This window comes from Microbulbifer sp. THAF38 (genome assembly GCF_009363535.1).
Taxonomy (GTDB): domain Bacteria; phylum Pseudomonadota; class Gammaproteobacteria; order Pseudomonadales; family Cellvibrionaceae; genus Microbulbifer.
This window is the reverse complement of the sequence record NZ_CP045369.1, coordinates 739,111-760,964: the sequence shown is the minus strand read 5'-3', so window position 1 is coordinate 760,964 and position 21,854 is coordinate 739,111. Positions and strand designations below refer to the sequence as shown.

The window sequence follows — 21,854 nt, the reverse complement described above, 5'->3', positions numbered from 1 at the left end:
ATGCCCGATACGCGCAAAATCCTAGTCACCAGCGCACTCCCCTACGCCAATGGTTCCCTGCACCTGGGCCACATACTCGAATATATCCAGACCGATATCTGGGCGCGTTTTCAGCGCTCCCGCGGTAACGACTGCCTGTACATCTGCGCCGATGATGCGCACGGCACCGCAATCATGCTCAAGGCCGAACAGCTGGGCCTGACACCGGAGCAACATATCGCCAATATGCAGGCGGAGCACGAGCGGGATTTCGCCGATTTCCTGATTGGCGTGGACAACTACCACTCCACCCATTCGGAGGAGAACCGCGAGTTGTCCTCGATGATCTACCGCCGTCTCAGCGACAACGGCCATATCGCTTCGCGCACCATCACCCAGGCCTTCGACCCGGAGAAGCAACTGTTCCTGGCGGACCGCTATATCAAAGGCACCTGCCCGCGCTGCAGCACTCCCGATCAGTACGGTGACAACTGCGAAGCCTGTGGCGCAACTTACAGCCCCACGGAGCTGATCGATCCGGTATCCGCCATCTCCGGTGCCACCCCGGTGGAAAAAGAGTCCGAGCACTTCTTCTTCACTCTGCCGGCCTTTACCGAGTTCCTGCGCAACTGGACCCGCTCCGGCACCCTGCAGGATGAGGTGGCCAACAAGCTGGCCGAATGGCTCGAAGAGGGTCTGCAGGAGTGGGATATTTCCCGCGATGCCCCCTATTTCGGTTTTGAAATCCCAGACGCGCCGGGCAAATACTTCTACGTATGGCTAGATGCACCCATCGGCTATATGGCCAGTCTGAAAAACTACTGTGACAAAAATGGCAGCGACTGGCTGGATTACTGGAAAAAAGACAGCGACGCTGAGGTGTACCACTTTATCGGCAAGGACATTGTCAATTTCCACGCCCTGTTCTGGCCTGCCATGCTGGACTCCGCCGATTTCCGCACCCCCAACAAGGTGTGCGTACACGGCTTCCTCACCGTTAACGGTAAGAAAATGTCCAAATCCCGTGGCACCTTTATCAATGCCCGCAACTACCTGGATCACCTGAGCCCGGAGTATCTGCGCTATTACTTCGCCGCCAAACTGACCGCCGGCGTGGATGACCTCGATCTCAATCTCGATGACTTTATCGCCAAGGTAAATTCCGACCTGGTGGGCAAGGTCGTCAATATCGCTTCGCGCACCGCCAAGTTTGTCAGTAAGGCCGGCGGCAAGCTCGCCACCGAACTGGCCGATGAACAGCTGTGGAACCAGTTTATCGAGGCCGCACCGCGTATTGCCGATTACTACGAGCAACGCGAATACGCGCGTGCGATGCGCGACATTATGGCCCTGGCCGATGCCGCCAACGCCTGGATCGCCGATAAGGCGCCCTGGTCTCTGGCCAAGCAGGAGGGCACAGAAGCCGAGGTTCTGGCGATCTGCTCCCAAGGTGTGAATATGTTCCGCGCGCTGATCACTTGGCTGGCGCCGGTACTGCCCAACACCGCGCAAAAAGCAGCGGAATTCCTCAACGTCGAATTGGATTGGACCCAGGCCATCACTCCCTTGGCTGGCCACGAGATCAACAAGTTCAAGCCACTGCTGCAACGGGTGGAAAAAACCCAGGTAGATGCCGTGATGGAAGCCGCACAGGAGTCTCTGGCACAGCTGCAGGCCGAGACCAAAGCGGCCAGTGGCCCACTGGCAGAAGACCCTATCGCCGAGCAGATCCAGTTCGACGATTTCGCCAAAGTAGATCTGCGCATCGCGCTAATCGCCGAGGCGGAACACGTCGAAGGCGCCGGCAAACTGCTGCGTTTGACTTTGGACCTGGGTGGCGAGACCCGCCAGGTATTTGCCGGTATCAAGAGCGCTTATGCCCCGGAAGACCTGGTGGGTAAGCACACCGTGATGGTCGCTAACCTGGCACCGCGCAAAATGCGTTTTGGCGTGAGTGAAGGCATGGTGCTGGCCGCCGGCCCCGGCGGTAAAGACCTGTGGATTCTGGAGCCCCACCAGGGCGCCAAACCCGGTATGCGTGTGATGTGAGAATAATGGTGGGCGCAGCCCACCCTAGCGAAACGACACCGCAATCAAGCCGGCGCACACCAATCCCACCCCTAACAGCTGGGGCCTGTGTGCCGGCTCTCCCAGCAGCCAGATAGCAAACCCTACTCCCAGTGGAATACTGAGCTGGCGCAGAGCCACCACGTAACTCACGTTTTCCGTCATCGCCATCGCCAACAGCACCAGTCCATAAGTCGCGCCCATCATCAGACCGGTCAAAACCCCCAACTTCAAATCTCCAAGAGACGTTAACAATTGCCCGCGCCCCGCTCGACTTAAACATCCACACAGTAGCCACAACCCAGAGACAAAAAACTGCAGGCCCAAGTAGCCATAAGCCATCATCGGAGGTGTTACCGCCCCATCTAAGGCTTCCTCTAAAAAAAGCAGCGCGCCCTTATCCGCCAGCGAATATCCCACCGTGCCAAGTGCCGCCACCAAAGCCCAGGCACAGTCCGCTCTCCAGTACACACTCCAATGCCACTGACGGAAATAAACCAGTGGCACTAATAGGCAGCCGATCGTCACCAATAACATGCCCAGCCAAGCGAGCCAGGGCAGTGCCTGTCCCAACAGCGCTGTTGCCAGCGCCACAAGGAGTACCGGCAGGGCGCGCGCGATAGGATAAACCAGGCCGATATCGGCGCGCTGATAAGCTAACGCCAGACCGCCCATATAAATCATCTGAAAAAAACCGCTGACCAGTAAGAGCAGCCAAAAAGCGCGCGGCAACGCATCCGCCTGTGAGAGCACCCAAAAGCAGAGGGGGAGGAGCAGTAGGCCCACGCTGAGTGTGGCGATACAAAAAAAAGCCGGGGAAGGTGTGCGGGATTTTCCCAGTAAATTCCAGCCCGCGTGAAGAAATGCCGAGATTAAAACCAGAGATGCTGCAGTTAACGATATTCCCATATAGGCCCTCTTCGTTTGCGACAGAAAGGCCCGAAAACTAACCGTAGCCAACTATGCGAGGTCTGCCGCCAACGCCTGAAAGCCATTGCATTCGGCGACCGCTATCGTAGCATGCCGCTATCTCACACAGGAAAGCGAGGAAACTCCATGCGCGGCGTATTTCTGGACGCAATGACCATGAAACTTGGAGAATTGGACACACAGACCTTAATAAACAGTCTAGACCACTGGGATTTCTACGAAACCACCTGTGCAAAACAGACCGCCGAACGCATCGCCGATGCGGAAGTCGTCATTACCAATAAAGTGATTTTGGACCGCGCGCTCTTGGAGCAGGCCAACTCACTCAAACTGATCTGTGTCTGCGCCACCGGCACCAATAACATTGACCTGGAAGCTGCACGGGATTTAAATATTTCTGTGCGCAATGTGCAGGGATACGCCGGCGCCTCTGTACCACAGCACACCCTGGCATTAATTCTCGCTCTCGCCTCCCGTTGGCATCACTATCACCAGGACGTAATGGCTGGCCGTTGGAGTCAGTCGGAAATTTTCTGTCTACTGGATCATCCAGTGGTGGAATTGGCCGGTAAAACCCTGGGAATTATTGGTTACGGTGAGTTGGGGCAAAGAGTTGCCAAACTGGGGGAAGCCCTGGATATGCGCGTTTTAATCGCGGAGTCTTTCAGCGGGGAAAAACATCCAGGCCGGGTGCCATTGACACAATTGAAAAAGGAATCCGATGTTATCAGCCTGCACTGCCCTCTCACGGCACAAACCGAAAAGTTAATCGATCGCGCTTTTATCGCCACTATGAAGGCCGGCGCTCTTTTGGTAAACACCGCGCGGGGTGGCCTCGTGGATGAGGAAGCCGTGGCCGATGCCCTGCGCAGCGAAAAACTCGGCGGTGTCGCACTGGATGTACTGAGCGAGGAGCCCCCACCGGCGAGTCATCCATTACTGGCCAATGATATTCCCAACCTGATTATCACCCCACACAATGCCTGGATCAGTCGCGAGAGCCGCCAGCGCCTGTTAGATGGCGTTGTAAAAAATATCGAGACCTGGAAGCGGGAACTCAGCCTATAAATGCAAAGATTCATTACCATGAAGCCCCTATCAACAGTGATATAACTAAAGCCAGTAAGAGCGCCCAAAGGTTATTTTTAATTGCCCTAAAAAAGGGGGCGATGTTCCTGTGAATTGATCGCTGCGACTATAGAATTCTGCGGCAATCATCCCCTGAAAAGGAGCAACCCGATGGCAACTGCAAGATCTCCACATAACTCCAGCAGGGACAAGCTGCAAAAGGCCTATAATCTCGCAGGAGAGGCCGCCTCCGATGCTGCTGAAAACTTGAGACAGAGAGCGAGATCTTCTGTTCAGGAACAGAGAAAACGCGCTACTGAAGTTATGGAAAAAGCAGAGTCTTCCCTGCGGGAAAGACCGATCCTTGCGGTCGGCTGTGCTTTTGTGGTCGGCTGGGCGATCGCCAAGCTTTTCAAATAAAGCGTTTCCCGTTTTAACTGGTAAGGAAACCGCCGATGGGCAATGGAAAGAAGCGCCAGGGAGCCGATCAGAATCCCGACCCGGCCGCGCAACAGCGCGGACGGGACGGTTGCGCTGAAACCGATGAGGACAGTGACTCAGGCGGAGGTCTAGAGGAGGCTCTAGCCCGTGCCGAAGCCACCTTGACCTTATTGACCGCTTGGCTGGGTAACATTCAGCGATTGTTTCAGCTAGAGCTGGAAAGAACCCTGACCGTGGGAAAGCGGCTCATTTTCCTGCAGCTGATGCTGGTACCCTTGGGAACGGCACTACTCGTCAGCCTCTGTGGTGGCTTAGGTTTAATTGCCTACTATTTTAGCCAGTCGATATATATTGGATTTACTGTGTTTGTGCTGATACAAATCAGCCTTTTCCTCGGTGTACTGCTTTACCAGAAAAAGCTGCGCCCACTGCTGGGGTTTGAAGAAACCAAACGGCAGGTAAGGGAGGCCCTTCACGATGTCGCTGAGACAATTAAATAGACAAATTTCACTCTGCTGCGTGGACGCTGAAAAACAGCGTCGCAGTGCGTTGCGGCTATTCGATCAACAGCAACGGGAGGTTAATCAGCAGCTGGGAAAAATCCCTTTACCGGCAATTATGGGCCTCGCTTTTGCCGCCGGGTTTATAGCCGAGAAACTCTGGCAACTGCCGCGCACATCGCAAATGATTCACCTGGCACTTTCTTTGCGCGCCTTTTAAACGAATACACTAAACGAATGCACTAAATGAATGCACTAATTGATTTATGGGCGATTTGGCCAGCCACCTAGCTAGCCAACTGAACTAGGCAGCAAAGAGAACACTGCTACCTTCTTATTAATTATCCTCTTGCGTGATTTTGTCCTGGGTCTTCTCGTTAAAATCACTGGCATCGTGGCGCTCATGCAATTGCTCACTCGGGTCGCCCCAGGTGCGGTTCACCATACGGCCACGCTGTACCGCCGGTCGCTGTGCAATTTCATCAGACCAGCGCACAAGGTGTTTGTAACTCTCGGCCTGCAGAAATTCGCTGGCATCGTAGGCCTCATTACGGATCAGTGCACCGTACCAGGGCCAGATGGCTATATCTGCAATGGTGTATTCGCGCCCAGCGATAAACTGGTGCTTAGCCAGTTGCCGGTCCAGTACATCCATCTGCCGTTTTACTTCCATGGCGAAGCGATTGATGGGGTATTCGAGCTTCTCTGGCGCATAGGCATAGAAGTGACCAAAACCTCCGCCGAGATAGGGCGCAGCGCCCATCTGCCAAAATAGCCAGTTGAGGGTCTCGGTACGCTGTTCCGGGGTGTGTGGCAGGAAAGCACCAAACTTCTCTCCCAAATACAGAAGAATGGAGCCGCTCTCAAAAACCCGTATTGGTGGGGTCGTGCTGTGATCTACCAACGCCGGGATTTTTGAGTTCGGATTGATATCCACAAAACCGCTGCCAAACTGCTCGCCCTCGGTGATACGAATCAGATGGGCATCGTATTCCGCCCCTTCAAACCCCAGTGCCAGCAACTCTTCCAGCATGATCGTGGCCTTGGCGCCATTGGGTGTTGCCAGGGAATACAACTGCATCGGGTGTTTACCCTGGGGCAGTTCTTTATCGTGGGTAGCCCCCGCTATGGGGCGGTTGATCTTGGCAAACTGCCCGCCACTTTCCGCATCCCACTTCCAAACCTTGGGCGGCGTATAGGGTTGATCCGGCATTACAAAGCTCCATCTGGTGTTATGGGTTTATCCAACAGAGATAAGGCCATATTCCTTCGGAGTAAAGGGGGCCGCCAATAAATCAACAGAAACCTCCAACGGCTTCACGAAAGCATCTAATCCCAACCCGCAAGCGCCAACTATTCTCAAAGCCATAGCCTGAGCGATCGGGCGACGGGCGTCTCCGCTGCCAGAAGATCCGCCATCGAGTTGAAGGCCCCCCGCGTCTCACCCATAATACCGGCCCTGCGCGACATTCGACGGAGCCCAAGGCTGGAGCCACTCACCGGGGCGCCTCGACTCCGCTAAGGCACTCGCACTACTTTGTCCCTGGGCTTCAACCGGACCTGTTATGACCGAATTTGCAGTCATCCTGCTCAGCACCATCCTGGTCAACAACTACGTGTTGGTGCAGTTTCTCGGGCTGTGCCCCTTTATGGGCGTCTCCAATAAACTGGAGACCGCCGTGGGCATGGCCGGCGCCACGACTTTTGTGCTCACGCTGGCCTCGATCTGCTCCTACCTGGTGAATACCTATTTGCTCGAACCCTTTGGCATCGAGTACCTCCGCACCATCTCCTTTATTCTGGTGATCGCGGTAGTGGTGCAGTTCGCCCGGATGTTTATCGAAAAAACTAGCCCGCTGATGTACAAGGTTCTGGGTGTTTTTCTGCCGCTGATTACCACTAACTGTGCGGTACTGGGCGTTGCGCTGCAAAACACCATGAAGGCCCATACATTTATGCAGTCCACCCTGTATGGCTTTGGCGCCGCCGTGGGCTTCTCCCTGGTATTAATTCTTTTTTCCTCCATGCGCGAGCGGCTGTTTGCTGCAGATGTGCCGCTGCCATTTCGCGGCGCCGCTATTGGCATGGTTACCGCGGGGCTGATGTCCCTGGCATTTATGGGCTTTAGCGGTCTGGTATAGGGTTGCATGATGCTGGACTGGATTTCTGAAATTTCCTACCCCCTGCTGGTACTCGGCGGTATGGCACTGGTGTTTGGCGCCCTGCTGGGTTTTGCCGCCATTCGTTTTAAGGTGGAGGGGGACCCCCTGGTGGAACAGGTGGATGCCCTGTTGCCGCAAACCCAGTGCGGACAGTGTGGCTATCCCGGCTGCCGCCCCTATGCCGAAGCGATTGTGCACGGCGACGCCATCAACAAGTGCCCTCCAGGTGGCCAGGCCACCATCAACGAGCTGGCCAACCTGCTGGATATGGAGCCCATGCCCCTGGATGCGGAGCATGGAGTCGAAGACGTAAAAAGAGTGGCCTTTATTCGCGAGGCCGAATGCATTGGCTGCACCAAGTGCATCCAGGCCTGCCCGGTGGATGCCATCGCCGGCGCAGCCAAATATATGCACACCGTAATTTCCGACGAGTGCACCGGCTGTGATCTTTGCGTGGAGCCCTGCCCGGTGGACTGTATCGATATGGTACCTCTGGAAACGCCGCTGCAAGACTGGCACCCACAAAAGCCCGAGGACGGTATCCAGCTGATTGCCACCGACCGTCGCACCCAGCCAACAGATCAACGGGGAGGTGCAGTTTGAACCCCGAAAATGAAAACCAGGTAGCGCTGCAGGAAAAAGACCAACGGCGCGAAGCGGTAGAAGAGCGTCGAGCCGCTCGCGAGGCGCAACTGATTGCCAGTGAAAAGGCGCGGGAGTTGCGACCCAACGATTTCCACGGCGGCGTGCATCCACCAGAAAACAAGAAGCAGAGTACCGGCGAACCCATTGGCAGTGTTCCCCTGGCCGAGGACCTCATCGTGCCTCTGTTGCAACACGGTGGCGCCACTGCACTGCCCCTGGTCAAGCTCGGTGATGACGTATTGAAGGGCCAAAAAATTGCCGAGGCAGATGGCCTGATCAGCTGCCCTGTGCACGCCCCCAGTTCCGGCAAGGTCGTCGCCATTGAGCCCTGTGCCGTCCCCCACCCCTCGGGGCTCGCCGAGGACAGTATCGTGATCCGCACCGATGGCGAGGATCGCTGGTGTGAACTGCAACCCTGTGAGGATTACACCCAGCTTTCTCCGGTTGAACTGCTGGAGAAAATTCGCGACTGTGGCATCGCCGGTATGGGCGGTGCGGGTTTCCCCACCGCGGTGAAGCTCGACCCCCACGGCGGGGCGGAAATAGACACACTGATCATTAACGGCACCGAGTGCGAACCCTACATTACCGCCGACGATATGCTGATGCGCGAGCGCGCCGAAGAGATTATCGCCGGGGTTGGCATCATCTCTTATATCCTCGATGAGCCCGAGCGCGTATTGATCGGGATTGAAGACAATAAGCCGCAGGCTATTGCCGCCATGCGCGAGGCCGCCAAGGGTAGCCGTTTTGATATCGTGGTATTTCCCACCAAGTACCCCTCTGGTGGTGAAAAGCAACTCATCCAGATTCTCACCGGCCGCGAGGTGCCCAACCAGGGCCTGCCGGCCAATGTCGGCATCGTCTGCCAGAATGTGGGTACCGCCAGAGCCATTTATCGCGCCGTTCACTTTGGTGAACCTCTAATCAGCCGGGTAACCACGGTTGTTGGGCAAGCCCTGGAGCACCAGCGCAATATCGAAGTGCCCATCGGCACTCCTATTGACCATATTCTCAAGCACCACGGTATCCACCGCGGCAAGATGCAAAAGGTGATTATTGGCGGCCCCATGATGGGTTACACCATCGACGATGAGCGCGCCCCTGTTGTCAAAACCACCAACTGCCTTTTGGTGCCCACCAACAAGGAACTGCCACCAGCACCGGTAGCCAAGGCCTGTATTCGCTGTGGTTACTGCGCCGAGGCCTGCCCCGCTTCACTGCTACCGCAGCAGCTGTACTGGTATGCACGCGCCGATGAGCGCGAAAAGTTGCAAGCTTATAACCTGTTCGACTGTATCGAATGCGGCGCCTGCTCCTATGTCTGTCCCAGTACCATTCCGCTGGTACAGTATTACCGCGCCGCCAAAGGGGCAATACGCCTGGCGGAAGAGGAGAAAGAAAAATCCGATCGCGCCCGTGATCGCTTTGAGTTCCGCAAGCTTCGTCTGGAAAAGGCCGAGAAAGAAAAAGAGGCCAAGCGCGAGGCACGCCGCAAAGCCGCCGAACTGGCGCGGCAACAGCGCGAGCAGAGCCCCGAGTCCGAGGAAGCCAAAGAGAGTAAACAACAGGCAGATATCGTCGCCGCGGCCCTGGCTCGAGTTAAATCCCGCCAGGAGGACCCCCAGCAGCTGCTCGCCCGTGCCCAGCGCACCTTCTCCAGCGCCGAAAGCCGTGTCGAACGCCTGCGCAGTAAACTGGAGGCCGCAGAAGATGGCCAGCGCGATCAGCTGGCGGCCCAACTCAAGGCCGCAGAGTTAAAGCTTCAAGAAGCCGAGCACAAACTCACCCTGGCCAAGCGCCGTGCCGATCGCGATCCCGCCAGGGAACCCAGTCAGGAAGAGACCAGCGCTGCGGTGCGCGCCATCACCAAAGCCCGCGCCTCCGCAGAAGCCCGCTCTCAAATGAGCGATGCCGAGAGACTCGCCGCAGATATCGAGGCACTGCAGAAGCGTCTCGGCAAAGCCGAGGCAAGGCTGCAAAAAGCCAAAAGTGAAAATGATGCCAACCTGGCGGCCTTTGAAACCGCCTTGGAAAAGCTGCAGAAAAAGTTGGAAGACAAGATGCGAGAGCAACAAGCCGCACAGGATGGTCACCAGTAATGTCCCTGATGCGAGCCACCTCCCCCCACGCCCGCTCAGGCGATAACACCGCCAAAGTCATGTTACAGGTAGCGGCCGCCACCGCACCCGGTGTTCTGGCCATGGTGATTTATTTCGGCATCGGCGTGCTGATCAATATCACCCTATCCGTAATTACCGCACTGCTGTGCGAAGCCGCAATCATGAAGCTGCGGGACAGGCCCGTCGCCTTTTACCTGCGAGACTACAGCGCCCTGGTCACGGCACTGTTACTGGGTATCGCCCTACCCCCATACTGCGCCTGGTGGCTGCCAGTCGTCGGCAGTGCCGTGGCCATAGTACTGGCCAAACAGCTGTATGGCGGCATGGGGTACAACCCTTTCAACCCGGCCATGGTGGGCTATGTGGTTTTGCTGATCAGTTTCCCGGTGGATATGACTCGCTGGGTTGGCGCAGCGGATGTGATCGGTGGCGCACCGGATATCGGCGAGGCGATCTCCCTGGTCTTCGGCAGTTACAATGTGGATGGTTTCACCCGCGCCACGCCGTTGGAAATCGTGCGCCTCAACGAGTCGGTGCTGCTGTCACAACTCTACGAGATGGAACCGGTTTTTAGTCAGGGCACTTTTGCCGGGGCCGGCTGGGAAACCATCAGTGTCGGATTCCTGCTGGGCGGGCTGTTTCTATTGTTTCGCGGCATTATCACCTGGCACGCGCCGGTAGCCATGCTCGCTACCCTCACACTGCTATCCCTGTTTTTCTACGACAGCGGCAGCTCCCTTTCCGAAGGCTCACCACTGCTGCACCTGTTCTCCGGCGCCACTATGTTCGGGGCCTTTTTCATTATCACCGACCCAGTCAGTGGCTGTACCAGCAATAAAGGGCGCCTGATCTTTGGCGCCGGTGTTGGGCTCTTCACTTATATTATCCGCGCTTGGGGCAGCTACCCGGATGCGGTGGCCTTCGCGGTACTGTTGATGAACTTTGCCGCGCCCACCATCGATAATTACACTCTGCCGCGCACCTATGGTCACAAGCGGGCACGTCGCGCCACTGACCTGGAGGAGCACTGATGCTTAAGCAGTCTATGGCCTCCAATGCCGTCGTGCTGACCCTGTTCGCCCTGGTCACCGCTGGTACTCTGGCAGTCACCCAGATCACTACCCGGGAGCCCATTGAGCGGGCGATACGCGCGGCCTCGGCCAAGGCCCTGTTAGAAATTATCCCCCTGGACCGTCACAGCAATGACCTGCTTGTGGATACTTATCCGATTCCCAAGACCTACTGGAAACAGATGGGACTTACCCAGGGTGGCGACATCAACTTGGCGCGTGGGCAAGACGGTAAAATTTCAGCGGTCATTGTGCCGGCTGTTGCCCCGGATGGTTACTCAGGCCCCATCAAGATGCTAGTGGGTGTCAACCGCGACGGCACCATCGCCGGTGTACGGGTGACCAGTCACAGTGAAACTCCGGGCCTCGGCGATAAAGTAGAGCTGAAGAAAAGCAATTGGATACTTCAGTTCGATGGCCTCTCACTGAAAAACCCACCCTCTAATGAATGGAAGGTGCAAAAAGATGGCGGCGTCTTCGACCAGTTTACCGGCGCCACCATTACTCCACGCGCCGTGGTTGCAGAAGTGCACCAGGTACTGGAATTTGTCGCCAAAAACCACCAACAGATTTTTAACGCGCCGGTGTCCAAGCGAGCCGTGGAGGTGGAGAACCCCGAAGCGGAAAATACTGACGAGGCTCAGCCCAAAACGGAGCAGAATTGATGGCGACTCCCGGTTACGCAGAAATTACCCACAATGGGCTCTGGAAAAATAACGCCGCCCTGGTGCAACTGTTGGGACTCTGCCCCTTGTTGGCGGTTACCGGCTCCGTAGTCAACGCTATTGGCCTGGGGCTCGCCACCACCGGCGTGCTCACCTGTTCCAACCTGGCGGTCTCCATGGTGCGGCGACAGATGCCCGACACAGTGCGGCTGCCAGCCTCGGTAATGATCATTGCCACCTTCGTCACCTGTGTCGAACTCTTGATGAAAGCTTTCACCTATGAGCTCTACCTGGTGCTGGGGATATTTATTCCATTGATTGTTACCAACTGCGCCATTCTCGGACGCGCCGATGCCTTCGCCAGTAAAAACCCGGTGCTGCCGTCACTGGTGGATGGTTTTATGATGGGTGTTGGTTTTACGGCGGTTTTGATTGCCATCGGCGCCGTGCGGGAAATACTCGGCCAGGGTACCTTATTTTCGGATATGGACCTACTGCTGGGCCCCATGGCCAAAGACTGGAGTCTACAGCTGCTGGGAAATGATTATCCCGGCGTACTGGTGGCTGTGTTGCCGCCCGGTGCATTTTTGGTGGCCGGTCTGCTGATCGCAGCCAAAAATGCCATCGATGCAGGGATTGAGCGCCGTCGTAGCCAGCAAATCAAAATTGTGCCTGGCTCCAAACGAGTGCGTGTTACTGGAAAAATCTCTTAAAGCCACCCGGCTCAGGCTTCATTCTCCGCGACAATCAATAAGTGTAGCGAAAGCTATTCGATTGTCGCCGGTCCATATACCAGGCAATTCCCATTTTCCGGTGATCTAAAGGCCTGTAATTGGCATATAAATCTTTATTATCTTATGCACAAAATAGCCTCGGTAAATTATTGCACCAATATGAGGATATTCACGCAGAGGAACTACGCATAAAGCCTCTGACTGGTGCAATCTTCGTGTAATCAAATGTAATAGCTTTATTGCCTCTTTTTGAATTCGTTTGGCTAGAATGGCACGACCGAACAGCTTGCTAGAGCCATCGGAGCCAACACAAAAAGAACAGGGATACTGCTATGACTGTAGACAACGGAAAGTCTGATCTGGTCTATCACGGCCGCCGCGCACAGCGCGCCGACAGCCGCCTGCGCCGCAAGGCCATCCTGGAGGCCACCCTGCGACTGATCGTTAAAGAAGGGATTCGCGGTATTCGTCACCGCGCCGTAGCCCGCGAAGCCAATGTGCCGCTGGCAGCGACTACCTACTACTTTAAAGACCTCAACGACCTGATCAGTGATTCATTCACTTACTTCGTTGAGCAGGGGCTGGAGAGCACACGCCAACTTCAAGAAGAGAGTTTCAGCGCGGCCCGCAACCTCTCCTCACAAGAGCGCGCTTCGAGTAGTAGTCACAAACTGTTAGTCCAACAGCTAACCCGCTTTATTCTCACCCATGTTCGCAACCAAGCAGAAGATCGCGACCGCCGTTTGGTCGAATTGGCCTTCCGCAATGAGGCACTGCGCAACGAACAGCTGACGAGGGCGGTACGCATGTCAAACCATGCGAGAGAGTCCCTGATTCAGGAATTCTTCCATTTGCTGGGAGTAGTTGATCCAGAAGCCGCCGCGCAAATCGCTCACGGCACTATTCTCAAACTGGAATATGAAATTTTAAACGGCTCCATTGCACTGGATTCCCCATTGCTTGAGCGCACAGTGACCATGATGGTTCGCGGCCTGATTCCCGCAACAGCCACTCAAGTTGCCGAGACCGCAGCCTACGGCTGAAATATAAAGACTATCTCACAGGTTAGCGGCACGGTGCCAAAACACTTTGCCGCCTTTTCCTTTCAAAACTTACCTGATATAGCTCATGATGCTATGAGCAACTCCCTGACATAGCCGTCACCCACTGGCGCAGTAGATTCACTCCCTCTTCATGTACCAAGCTTCGTCCCAGCTCCGGCATCATCGCACCGGGATCAACGGACTCCACGCGAAAATTCAAGATGGAATGATCCGGCTCTCCCGGCACTATGGCAAAAACCCGTCCACCACTGCCAGTACCCGCTGCAACGGGGGGTTTACACAGCCCCATCCTACGCCAATCTGTTTCACCGTAATGAAGCATCAGCCCCGATGTATCCGCTGCACCGGCCGGGTTGTGGCAGTGACCACAGTTGATATCGAGGTAGGCGCGCGCCCTGTCCTCCAGCGGTTTTGAAGTATCTGCATAACTGGGTTGGCTGGGCAGTGATGCCATCGCCGGGAGGCCGCGAAGATATCCCACTTTCTGCCAATACAATAATTGGTTTTCTGCGCCACCACGGTAGGAAATATTTCTGTTCAGATGGCGTGCTCTCGGGCCGAGTGGCGAAATCTTCTTTCCGGTAAAGTTATCGGCATGGCAGCCAGCACACTGATTGGCATCGGGCACCACATAGGTAAATTCAGAAACATCGCCAGAGCTATTCACCAATTGAAAAGGAGTCGTGTCGCCAGCAATTTCATAGACCGCTTCAGTTTGTGCCGCATTCCAAATATAGGGGATAGCCTGCCAACCGCCCCGACGCTTTACCAGCAGTCGAGTCTCAACCAAGCGCACAGCCTGCATATCCAGGGCTTCCCCCCTGCGCCCCTCCAAGTAGTCACGAGCAAAACTTTCCGTGCGCAGGACGGTATCTCCCTCCCCCCTGGGGTAGTAAAAAGTCTTGGTGAGTACCGTGCCTACCGGGTAGTTAAAATGCTCCTCACCATACTCTGCCGAAGTGCCGGTGGGCATCCACACGGTTCGCAGTTTATGGGCATAGTCGGTAAAAAGCCCAGTATTTAAATCGTAAGGGAGTACTCCCGCATTGGGTATCAGTCCTCCATCGATAATATTGATCAGATTCCAGTCACTAAGCCTCTCTGGGATAGCATCCTCGGCAAATAAATTAACGGGGGAACGAGGCTTTTCACAGCCACTTAGAGCAACTATCACCGTGGTTACATGGAGAAGAAAAGCACCGGCCCAATATTTCCACTTATTCATCCTTCTCCTCCAAGATTGCCAAATGGTCACCCGCGCTCGTCTCTTCATCTGGCTGCTCAAAATCTAGAACAATCTCCGGCAACTTCTCCAGGTGACACTGATGTGCAGAAATATCGGTGGAAATATTCTTAAAATTATTCAGGAAGTCTATGTTTAAGATGCCTGTATCGGCATTATCGATACAAAGTTTCAGGTGTGTTGGCAAAACACCCTCTGACATTTTTTTAGCATCTACTACGCCATCCCAGAGAATATCGGGCAGACTGCCCCCCAATCCAAAGCGTGCAATTTTTAGCGCTTTCAGCTCGAGATGATCCGGTGATGAACCCCCACCAACAAAGTGATTATTGTAGATATAAATACCTTCCGGGTAGGGGTCAAAGTCCGCCTGAGTTGATTTATCACTGTAATAACCCGCAGTGAAATAGCTGCTCACCACGATGTTCGCGGTATCATTATCGGCGATTGTATTATCGAATATCTCAACCTGATCATTGGAATTAATCACAATACCGGAACCCGCAGGAACTGCAGCTACAGGAGTTCCCTCATGCCCAAAATTTTCCACATTATTTTTAAATATTTCGTTGTTATAGATTCGGGTGCTATGCCCTGGCTGAGGTAAATTCGGCATATTAAAGACCAAAATGCCACCAGTATTATTAGTTGCCACATTGCCATAAACATCGGCACCAATAGTATTTTCTATTTCTATACCAGCCACATTAAACTCGGCCCGATTATTACGCACGATTACATTGCGGGATTGCCCTACATAAATTCCAGCATCAGAGGCACCAATGGCTACAGAACCCTCAACCAAAGTATTTTGTGTCTGTACTGGATAAATTCCGTAGGCACCATTTTCCGTAGCCGGGCCATTCGTCCACTCAACGCGAATATTACGAATGACAATATTTTCCCCCTCGTTGACTTTTAAAGCATCACCAACCGTGTCCTCTATTGCCAAGCCTTCAATCGTGAAGTTGTTAGCATTAACCAACAATCCTTCAGCCCCCTGGATTTGACTCTTAAATGAGAGGATAGATTTATCCATCCCCATACCACGAATAGTGACATCATCAATATTGAGTGAAAGGCTGCGATCAATTTGAAATTCCCCCTCGGGAATAACAATGGTATCGCCAGGTTTGGCGGCAATCAGCTGCCTCAACAATTGTTTCTGGAAGCTGATATCCGCAGTAGATGGATTTGATTGCGAGGCGCTTTCCTGGCCACAAGCGGAGGCTAGCAATAATGTGATGGCTACCCCCATGTAGGACAAGATCTTCATGGTTCACCCTTTATTTGAATTGTTGTTAGTAGCTACTTTCGATAGCGATAGGTACGAATGTACCAATTAAGTCGCGCAAAAAAACTTGCTAAGCAAGCTTCTGCATACTATCCGACCCCTAGACACCCATCAAGACACTATTATTAATTACAAGACCGGATTACACGATAGGTTTTATGATTTGACACTTAATACAACCAAATACGTAATCTTTTTAAAGGTGTTATCTACATCCCTTGCCCTTTCGAGGAATCATTATTAATGATGGAATTTCGCAAGCTGCTATTGACGTCTTCTCTCTTCATGAGCAGTCAGGTTCTTGCTCAAGCCACCCTTCAGATTAAAATAGAAACTCCCGAGGGATCGCAATTCCATACCCAGCAAATACTAGAAGAAGCATCCTTAAAAAGTCAGTCCAAGTCTATTTCGGCGCAAACGCCCCCCGCTGAATACCAGGCAATCCGCTGTGACGGCCCCTGGGGAGCGGTAAAATATACCATCTCATTGTCCAGTGGACCGGGAATAAAAATTCTATATGGAGAGAATGCGCTTTATCTGCAAGTGCTAGAATATTCTGTTGACAGCAAAGACAGGTCTATTGAATCAATGGGCATACAGTGCATTGATACCCAACCCACTCAAATCATTAACGCAATTACAGAAATTGAATTAACTATCGATAAAGAAACCATTGAGAAGGTAGAGCTCAACAATGGCTACACCCTTGAATATCACTATAAACCTAGCTAAATTATTTATATTTTATTAACCATTAAGAAACTCACCTGCACTGCGGTATGCTTCTGCACACACTTCTTTAAGCAAGTCCTCAACATTTAAAAAACCGTGTATTACACCCTCAAAATTTAGATTTTTTGCAAATCCACCTGCAGATATTACTTTTTCACAGTAAATTTTTCCCTCATCAGATAAAGGACAAAACTCCGCGGTAATCACCAAGGTCCTAGGTAATCTCTCAGTGAAATCCATATACAATGGAGAGGCTACTTTTCTACACTGCCCCTCCCTAAAGTACTTGTCAAAAAACCAGATACATTTATCCGCCTCCAGGAAATAGCCAGTACCATATTTCTGATAGGATGGGCATTCCGCGGTGTAATCAACACATGGATAAATAAGCACCTGCTTCTCGATCACAATGCCTTTATCAAACTGTGCCAGGTGAGATAAAGTGGCTGAGAGGGAACCGCCGGCAGAATCTCCCGCTACAGACAAAACCTTACGGCAGTGAATTTTTCTCCGAGCCAGGGTCGACCAAATTCCACGAGCTACAGCACAAGTATCTTCAACATTGGCCGGGTAAGGGTTTTCTGGTGCGAGACGGTACTCTGGGGCCACCACTATGTGCTGCGATGCAATAGCCATTTTTCGACAAATAGGATCGTAGGCTTTTACACTATCAACCATATGGCCACCACCGTGAAGATATAAAAGCACCGGCAATGCCAGACCTGGATTAGGATGGAATATCCTCACAGGCACAGTGTAACCCGACGAAAAAACCTCATCATCTACGACCCATTCAATCTCTGGTATATCCGTAACGTACTCCCGAATCATCCTCTCCGAACTATCTCGAGAAGCAATAACACTAAAAGGGCAATCTCTGGCTTTCTGCTCTAATAGCAACTCATTGTATTCTCTGAGAAATTCAGAGAGTTTCGGATTTATCTTTCCCAATTAGAACCTCCAAAGAGCAACAGTCTCTCTTTAATTGTGCACACCTCAGAAATAGCACAGCTTTCTTATGGCAATATTGAGTAAAGGAAAAAACTAAGAGAGGAATGCCAGACGATCTAGGCAAGACCGGCTGGCATGCAACAGTAGCAGAACATAGAAATTAATCTGTTGAAGGTAAATTCAATGGAAAACAGGAGCGGACACATAACTCCAAAACAACACCGTACCTACCATAATCATTACGGCGATAACCAGGGAGACTGTGATGATCGCGCTGGCAAATAAAAATCCGCGCTCCTCAGAAACCCCCATAACAATAGGAATGCCTAGGTACAGTAGATATACCGCATAAGCAACCGCCACTGTAGCCAGCAAAATATCCAACCATAACACCGGATAGATACCGGCTATACCCGCTAAAAATATTGGGGTAGCGGTAAACCCTGCCACAACAATACCTTTCATTGGATGCGTCTCTGCACCATAGGTCCTGGCCATCCAGTGGATAAAATACCCTATGGAGACTACCGCCAATACCATCGTAAAGTAGAAAACCGCCACCAACTCCAAGGCGCTCTGCCCGGTTATTTTTACCGGATTTCCAGTACCAATACTCCAGCCAACCTGGGTAGTACCAAAATACCAGGCGACTGCAGGAAATAGCGCCAAAATAACAACGTAGGGAATTTGTCGGCGTAGTTTATTCTCAGGAAGGCTTCCGATCAGCTCCCACTGCTTGCGAGGTTGCAGCATAAGGCCGAACATATGGGTCAACATTCTGTTTTCCTCAGGTTCTTTGAAACTCTGAGTGCGGCCTATCTAGTCAAATTGATCTTGGAACTGCTGGTCAATATGAAGGTACCACCAAAAGGCCACCTACAAAGCTCCAGTGTGTTTCTTCTTGTATCGATTTATTTGTAGGAGCAACAGTCGTTCAAGTCAACCGCAGAAAAGGAATTGGCGGGAATGCTTACATGCACGTTTCTCGCAGAAACATTTTTTATGCATAGGGTGATACCAAACAACCCCAGACACTAACAGGTTACGTAAAGTGAAAGAAAAAAGGCGGGGCAATATCGTTTGTTTTTTACCTAGTATTTGCCTACCGAGAAATAACCAGCCGCCGATTCGCAGCTGGCTATTTTTTATTATTTAACTTGGCTCAGAAGCACGCGGGTTCAACAGACTGCATCCAGTTAAATTGGTCTTCCGCCCGCCCTTCCTGAATATCCAAAAGCGCCTGACGCAAGGTTTCAGCTACAGGCCCCGGAGCCTGGTACAGCTCGTAACAATGCTCTTCATCACCAATAACACTAATTGGGCTGATAATAGCAGCGGTGCCACAGGCAAAAGCCTCGGTGCAACTACCAGAGGCAATTTGGCTGAGTAACCTATCAATAGGGATGGATTCCTCTACGACTTGGTAGTCCAAACTTTTGGCGAGCTCTAATAATGAATAGCGCGTAATGCCCTCTAGGATTGAGCCGGTCAATGCGGGCGTATGCAGTTTTCCCTCGATCACCGCAAAGAAGTTCATGCCGGAGAGCTCGTCGATATGATTGCGATCAGCCGGGTTGAGCCACAGGGATTGATCGTAACCACGCTCCTTGAGCCGCCCAACGCTCAATAAGGAGGCGGCATAGTTACCTCCAACCTTGGCATCCCCCGTGCCCCCCACAGCGGCGCGTGCATCTTCACGCTCTACCCAGAGGCGCATACTTCCAGAGTGATAGGCCTCTGAAGGGCTCGCGATCACATAGAACTCATAAGAGGTGCTGGCAGACACGGTCAGGTCCGCCTGTGTACCGATCAGAAAAGGCCGCAAGTAAAGCGACTCACCGCTATTACCGGGTATCAGGTTGGCACAGTAGGCAGCGACAGTACGCACAGCATCAAGAAACAGGGACTCTGGCACCGGGGGCATACACAAGCGCTTGGCGGAATAGGCCATACGCTCAGCATTTTTTTCAGGACGGAACAGGGCGATACCACCTGCCTGTGTGCGATAGGCTTTCATGCCCTCAAAACACGATTGAGCGTAGTGCAACACCTTTGCTGCAGGATCTAAAGACAGGGGAGCATAGGGAATCAGTTCACCCTGGCTCCAGCAGCCATCCTGGCAGACGGCGCGAAACATCACAGGGGCCATTGCCGTCCCGAAACCCAACCTCTCTGGCATTTCATATCCACGCAGGCTCACGGCCACTTCGGGGTCGATATAGATGCTCACCGGCACTCTCCTCTCATTCGAATCGGCTGATTATGGCGCCTGTCGCTCAGCAATCCAAATGTGTTGACCACAGCCCCCACCGATTTAGCCTTTTTCACCTAATCAAACCCCACCTAATAGGATGATAATCCAGATATTGCCGCCTCCGTCCTCCATCGCATAACTCAACAGGTGGTCACATAAATTTACTCTAAAAATTTTTGGCACTTACTTGCCGACCTTCGGCACTGCTATTTCTCCCCAGCTGCTAAACCAAAAGGGTGCTCGCAGGCATCCCGGTAACCAATTCACCGGTTGGTCGAAGTCTCCGTCACAAACCCTCTGATGACAGATGGTGCTGGCTATACTGTTTAATACGCAGCCAGGAGCGCAATATAAGCCTCCGGATGCGCCTTCTCTGATGGGCCTATGAGTAAAAAATGACACGGCTCCCAGAGTTGTAACAGAACCACATTTCAGGAGAGAGCTTCCACCGTATCTGTCGGTATTTCGGCGGTCGGGCGGAGACGAGATCCACACCCCCTGCGTGATGGCTAAGGCCTATTGCACAGCTGTGGGCAAAGTAAACCGGAATGGAAGTGGTTCAATCGTGACACAGATAGATACCTGCAATCGCCTTGCTATCGGCTTGATGTTTACAGCCACAGCACTGCTGTGTAACGGCGCCATTGCGGCAGATGACGCCACTGTGAGTCAGGACTCCAAAGCTCCTCCCCAGGCCTTTATTGAAGCCGCCTCCAAACCCCTGAAAAAAACCCGAAGGCAGCTGCGTCCCTCAGAGGCTGTCGACTATTACCGCGAACGTATTGAAGACTTGGAAGCCGAGTACGGCGCCTATGGTGTTGGCATTGATGAACAGCTGTTAGGCCTGGCCACCGCGCTGCAAAAAGCCGGAGCGCACGAGGAAGCCGCGACTGAGTTCCGCCGCGCAATGCTGGTCAACAGAGTGAATGAGGGGCTCTATTCCCTCAGTCAAATTCCGATGATTGAGCGCCTGATTGAAAGCCAGATAGCCTTAAATCAATGGGAAGAGGCCAACGACAACCAACAGTATCTCTACTGGCTGTACGAAAAAAATTACGGCAAGAAAGATCCAAGAATGCTGCCTGTCATCAATAACCTGAGTCGCTGGCACCTACAATCCTATGTTGAGAAAAAAGGCGAGACCCTCGTCGAGCACCTAATCAGTGCCACCAAGCTCTATACCCTGGCGGTGGATATCATCACCAAAAATTTTGGCTCCAATGATCTGCGCCTGGTAGACGCACTGCGCGGATTAAAAGCCACGAATTACTATCTGGCCAATTACAAAGGAGAGCCCCAGGCACCGCTCGTCGTCAATACTAGCTTTGGTGGTGGCCCGGATATCAACCAGCGCAGTATGGTTGATCATTACCGGATGAAGAGTTTCAACACCGGTAAAAAGGCGATTACCCGAATCGTCGATGTCTACCAGCGAAACCCCCAATCACCTCCGGCCGCATCGGCAAAAGCAAAAGTTGAATTGGGCGACTGGTATATGATGTTCAACAAATGGCATTCCGCACGTCGCACTTATGGAGAGGCTTATAAATCACTCTGGGATAACGGTGCCTCCAGCGATGAAATCGATGACATTTTTGGTCGTCCCATCGCGCTTCCGGCCCTCCCGATATTGGAATCGGAGAGCAAGGCCTTAGCCAACTCTCATATCACCGTTTCCTACGATGTCACAGCCTTTGGCAAAGCACGCAATATTAAAATTCTCAGAGCCTACCCATCCGATAAAGTGCAAATTCGATCCAAGGTACGAAAAATTCTTAAGCGTGCGAAATTCAGGCCACGCTTCGAAGATGGCGAAGCGGTAGAAACTCGCGGCATCGTTCAACGCTTTGTCTTTGATTGAGTATTTTTCTTTACCGCTACTGGCCGATGGTTGTGGAGAGCGCGCAAATAATCAAATAACAACTACTTTTA

21 protein-coding genes are annotated in these 21,854 nt (G+C 52.9%); 14 read left to right on the top strand and 7 right to left on the bottom strand.

Annotation, left to right across the window (positions count from 1 at the left end):
- Nucleotides 1–2,028, top strand: coding sequence for a methionine--tRNA ligase (gene metG / locus FIU95_RS03385; RefSeq protein WP_152451490.1), 2,028 nt, complete (start codon nt 1–3; stop codon nt 2,026–2,028).
- 24 nt (nt 2,029–2,052) lie between these two features.
- Here the strand turns inward: metG and FIU95_RS03380 are convergent, their stop codons facing one another.
- Nucleotides 2,053–2,955 (bottom strand): EamA family transporter, encoded by a 903-nt coding sequence (locus FIU95_RS03380; RefSeq protein ID WP_152451488.1) that lies wholly within the window; start codon nt 2,953–2,955, stop codon nt 2,053–2,055.
- A gap of 147 nt (nt 2,956–3,102) precedes the next feature.
- On the opposite strand from FIU95_RS03380, the gene FIU95_RS03375 reads away from it, so the two are divergent.
- From FIU95_RS03375 to FIU95_RS03360, 4 genes are all read left to right on the top strand, one after another.
- A complete protein-coding gene (locus FIU95_RS03375; protein WP_152451486.1) occupies nt 3,103–4,044 on the top strand; it encodes a D-2-hydroxyacid dehydrogenase in 942 nt (313 codons plus the stop codon).
- 171 nt (nt 4,045–4,215) lie between these two features.
- On the top strand, nt 4,216–4,464 hold the full coding sequence (locus FIU95_RS03370; RefSeq protein ID WP_152451484.1) for a hypothetical protein: 249 nt from the start codon (nt 4,216–4,218) through the stop codon (nt 4,462–4,464).
- A gap of 35 nt (nt 4,465–4,499) precedes the next feature.
- Nucleotides 4,500–4,985: a hypothetical protein gene (locus tag FIU95_RS03365; RefSeq protein ID WP_152451482.1), complete on the top strand. Its 486-nt coding sequence runs from the start codon at nt 4,500–4,502 to the stop codon at nt 4,983–4,985.
- Entirely contained in the window at nt 4,963–5,205 is a 243-nt protein-coding gene (locus tag FIU95_RS03360; protein ID WP_152451480.1) for a hypothetical protein, read from the top strand. The genes FIU95_RS03365 and FIU95_RS03360 overlap by 23 nt, the downstream gene beginning before the upstream one ends.
- A gap of 117 nt (nt 5,206–5,322) precedes the next feature.
- Here the strand turns inward: FIU95_RS03360 and yghU are convergent, their stop codons facing one another.
- Nucleotides 5,323–6,198, bottom strand: coding sequence for a glutathione-dependent disulfide-bond oxidoreductase (yghU, locus tag FIU95_RS03355; RefSeq protein ID WP_152451478.1), 876 nt, complete (start codon nt 6,196–6,198; stop codon nt 5,323–5,325).
- Nucleotides 6,199–6,550: 352 nt separating this feature from the next.
- Here yghU and rsxA point away from each other — a divergent pair, with 352 nt between their 5' ends.
- The 7 genes from rsxA to FIU95_RS03320 all read left to right on the top strand — a co-directional run bounded on the left by rsxA (nt 6,551) and on the right by FIU95_RS03320 (nt 13,427).
- Nucleotides 6,551–7,126: an electron transport complex subunit RsxA gene (gene rsxA / locus FIU95_RS03350; RefSeq protein ID WP_020411915.1), complete on the top strand. Its 576-nt coding sequence runs from the start codon at nt 6,551–6,553 to the stop codon at nt 7,124–7,126.
- Between the two features lie 9 nt (nt 7,127–7,135).
- Nucleotides 7,136–7,750: an electron transport complex subunit RsxB gene (gene rsxB, locus FIU95_RS03345; protein ID WP_152456087.1), complete on the top strand. Its 615-nt coding sequence runs from the start codon at nt 7,136–7,138 to the stop codon at nt 7,748–7,750.
- The gene (gene rsxC / locus FIU95_RS03340; RefSeq protein WP_152451476.1) at nt 7,747–9,894 is read left to right on the top strand and encodes an electron transport complex subunit RsxC; all 2,148 of its coding nucleotides are present in this window, start codon (nt 7,747–7,749) and stop codon (nt 9,892–9,894) included. The genes rsxB and rsxC overlap by 4 nt, the downstream gene beginning before the upstream one ends.
- Complete coding sequence (gene rsxD, locus FIU95_RS03335; RefSeq protein ID WP_152451474.1) at nt 9,894–10,946, top strand: electron transport complex subunit RsxD; 1,053 nt, start codon at nt 9,894–9,896, stop codon at nt 10,944–10,946. Before rsxC ends, rsxD begins: the two co-directional genes overlap by 1 nt.
- Nucleotides 10,946–11,650, top strand: a complete 705-nt coding sequence (gene rsxG, locus FIU95_RS03330) for an electron transport complex subunit RsxG (RefSeq protein ID WP_152451472.1) — start codon at nt 10,946–10,948, stop codon at nt 11,648–11,650. Before rsxD ends, rsxG begins: the two co-directional genes overlap by 1 nt.
- A complete protein-coding gene (locus FIU95_RS03325) occupies nt 11,650–12,363 on the top strand; it encodes an electron transport complex subunit E (RefSeq protein WP_152451470.1) in 714 nt (237 codons plus the stop codon). The genes rsxG and FIU95_RS03325 overlap by 1 nt, the downstream gene beginning before the upstream one ends.
- A gap of 353 nt (nt 12,364–12,716) precedes the next feature.
- Nucleotides 12,717–13,427, top strand: coding sequence for a TetR/AcrR family transcriptional regulator (locus FIU95_RS03320; protein WP_152451468.1), 711 nt, complete (start codon nt 12,717–12,719; stop codon nt 13,425–13,427).
- Between the two features lie 91 nt (nt 13,428–13,518).
- Here the strand turns inward: FIU95_RS03320 and FIU95_RS03315 are convergent, their stop codons facing one another.
- A complete protein-coding gene (locus FIU95_RS03315) occupies nt 13,519–14,673 on the bottom strand; it encodes an SO2930 family diheme c-type cytochrome (protein WP_152451466.1) in 1,155 nt (384 codons plus the stop codon).
- Entirely contained in the window at nt 14,666–15,967 is a 1,302-nt protein-coding gene (locus tag FIU95_RS03310; protein ID WP_152451464.1) for a parallel beta-helix domain-containing protein, read from the bottom strand. The genes FIU95_RS03315 and FIU95_RS03310 overlap by 8 nt, the downstream gene beginning before the upstream one ends.
- Nucleotides 15,968–16,228: 261 nt before the next feature.
- Between FIU95_RS03310 and FIU95_RS03305 the strand changes: the two genes are divergently transcribed.
- Nucleotides 16,229–16,717, top strand: a complete 489-nt coding sequence (locus FIU95_RS03305) for a hypothetical protein (protein WP_152451463.1) — start codon at nt 16,229–16,231, stop codon at nt 16,715–16,717.
- 15 nt (nt 16,718–16,732) lie between these two features.
- On the opposite strand, the gene FIU95_RS03300 is transcribed toward FIU95_RS03305, so the two are convergent.
- The 3 genes from FIU95_RS03300 to FIU95_RS03290 form a co-directional block, all read right to left on the bottom strand.
- Nucleotides 16,733–17,668, bottom strand: coding sequence for an alpha/beta hydrolase (locus tag FIU95_RS03300; RefSeq protein ID WP_152451461.1), 936 nt, complete (start codon nt 17,666–17,668; stop codon nt 16,733–16,735).
- A gap of 180 nt (nt 17,669–17,848) precedes the next feature.
- On the bottom strand, nt 17,849–18,445 hold the full coding sequence (locus tag FIU95_RS03295) for a Yip1 family protein (protein ID WP_152451458.1): 597 nt from the start codon (nt 18,443–18,445) through the stop codon (nt 17,849–17,851).
- A 385-nt stretch (nt 18,446–18,830) separates the two neighbouring features.
- Nucleotides 18,831–19,898: a branched-chain amino acid aminotransferase gene (locus tag FIU95_RS03290; protein ID WP_152451456.1), complete on the bottom strand. Its 1,068-nt coding sequence runs from the start codon at nt 19,896–19,898 to the stop codon at nt 18,831–18,833.
- 589 nt (nt 19,899–20,487) lie between these two features.
- Between FIU95_RS03290 and FIU95_RS03285 the strand changes: the two genes are divergently transcribed.
- The gene (locus tag FIU95_RS03285; RefSeq protein ID WP_253868830.1) at nt 20,488–21,783 is read left to right on the top strand and encodes a tetratricopeptide repeat protein; all 1,296 of its coding nucleotides are present in this window, start codon (nt 20,488–20,490) and stop codon (nt 21,781–21,783) included.
- Nucleotides 21,784–21,854 lie beyond the last annotated feature (71 nt).

Coding starts and splice junctions, on each gene's coding strand:
- metG (WP_152451490.1), top strand. CDS start 1: ATGCCCGATACGCGCAAAATCCTAGTCACCAGCGCACTCCCCTACGCC.
- FIU95_RS03380 (WP_152451488.1), bottom strand. CDS start 2,955: ATGGGAATATCGTTAACTGCAGCATCTCTGGTTTTAATCTCGGCATTT.
- FIU95_RS03375 (WP_152451486.1), top strand. CDS start 3,103: ATGCGCGGCGTATTTCTGGACGCAATGACCATGAAACTTGGAGAATTG.
- FIU95_RS03370 (WP_152451484.1), top strand. CDS start 4,216: ATGGCAACTGCAAGATCTCCACATAACTCCAGCAGGGACAAGCTGCAA.
- FIU95_RS03365 (WP_152451482.1), top strand. CDS start 4,500: ATGGGCAATGGAAAGAAGCGCCAGGGAGCCGATCAGAATCCCGACCCG.
- FIU95_RS03360 (WP_152451480.1), top strand. CDS start 4,963: ATGTCGCTGAGACAATTAAATAGACAAATTTCACTCTGCTGCGTGGAC.
- yghU (WP_152451478.1), bottom strand. CDS start 6,198: ATGCCGGATCAACCCTATACGCCGCCCAAGGTTTGGAAGTGGGATGCG.
- rsxA (WP_020411915.1), top strand. CDS start 6,551: ATGACCGAATTTGCAGTCATCCTGCTCAGCACCATCCTGGTCAACAAC.
- rsxB (WP_152456087.1), top strand. CDS start 7,136: ATGCTGGACTGGATTTCTGAAATTTCCTACCCCCTGCTGGTACTCGGC.
- rsxD (WP_152451474.1), top strand. CDS start 9,894: ATGTCCCTGATGCGAGCCACCTCCCCCCACGCCCGCTCAGGCGATAAC.
- rsxG (WP_152451472.1), top strand. CDS start 10,946: ATGCTTAAGCAGTCTATGGCCTCCAATGCCGTCGTGCTGACCCTGTTC.
- FIU95_RS03325 (WP_152451470.1), top strand. CDS start 11,650: ATGGCGACTCCCGGTTACGCAGAAATTACCCACAATGGGCTCTGGAAA.
- FIU95_RS03320 (WP_152451468.1), top strand. CDS start 12,717: ATGACTGTAGACAACGGAAAGTCTGATCTGGTCTATCACGGCCGCCGC.
- FIU95_RS03315 (WP_152451466.1), bottom strand. CDS start 14,673: ATGAATAAGTGGAAATATTGGGCCGGTGCTTTTCTTCTCCATGTAACC.
- FIU95_RS03310 (WP_152451464.1), bottom strand. CDS start 15,967: ATGAAGATCTTGTCCTACATGGGGGTAGCCATCACATTATTGCTAGCC.
- FIU95_RS03305 (WP_152451463.1), top strand. CDS start 16,229: ATGATGGAATTTCGCAAGCTGCTATTGACGTCTTCTCTCTTCATGAGC.
- FIU95_RS03295 (WP_152451458.1), bottom strand. CDS start 18,445: ATGTTGACCCATATGTTCGGCCTTATGCTGCAACCTCGCAAGCAGTGG.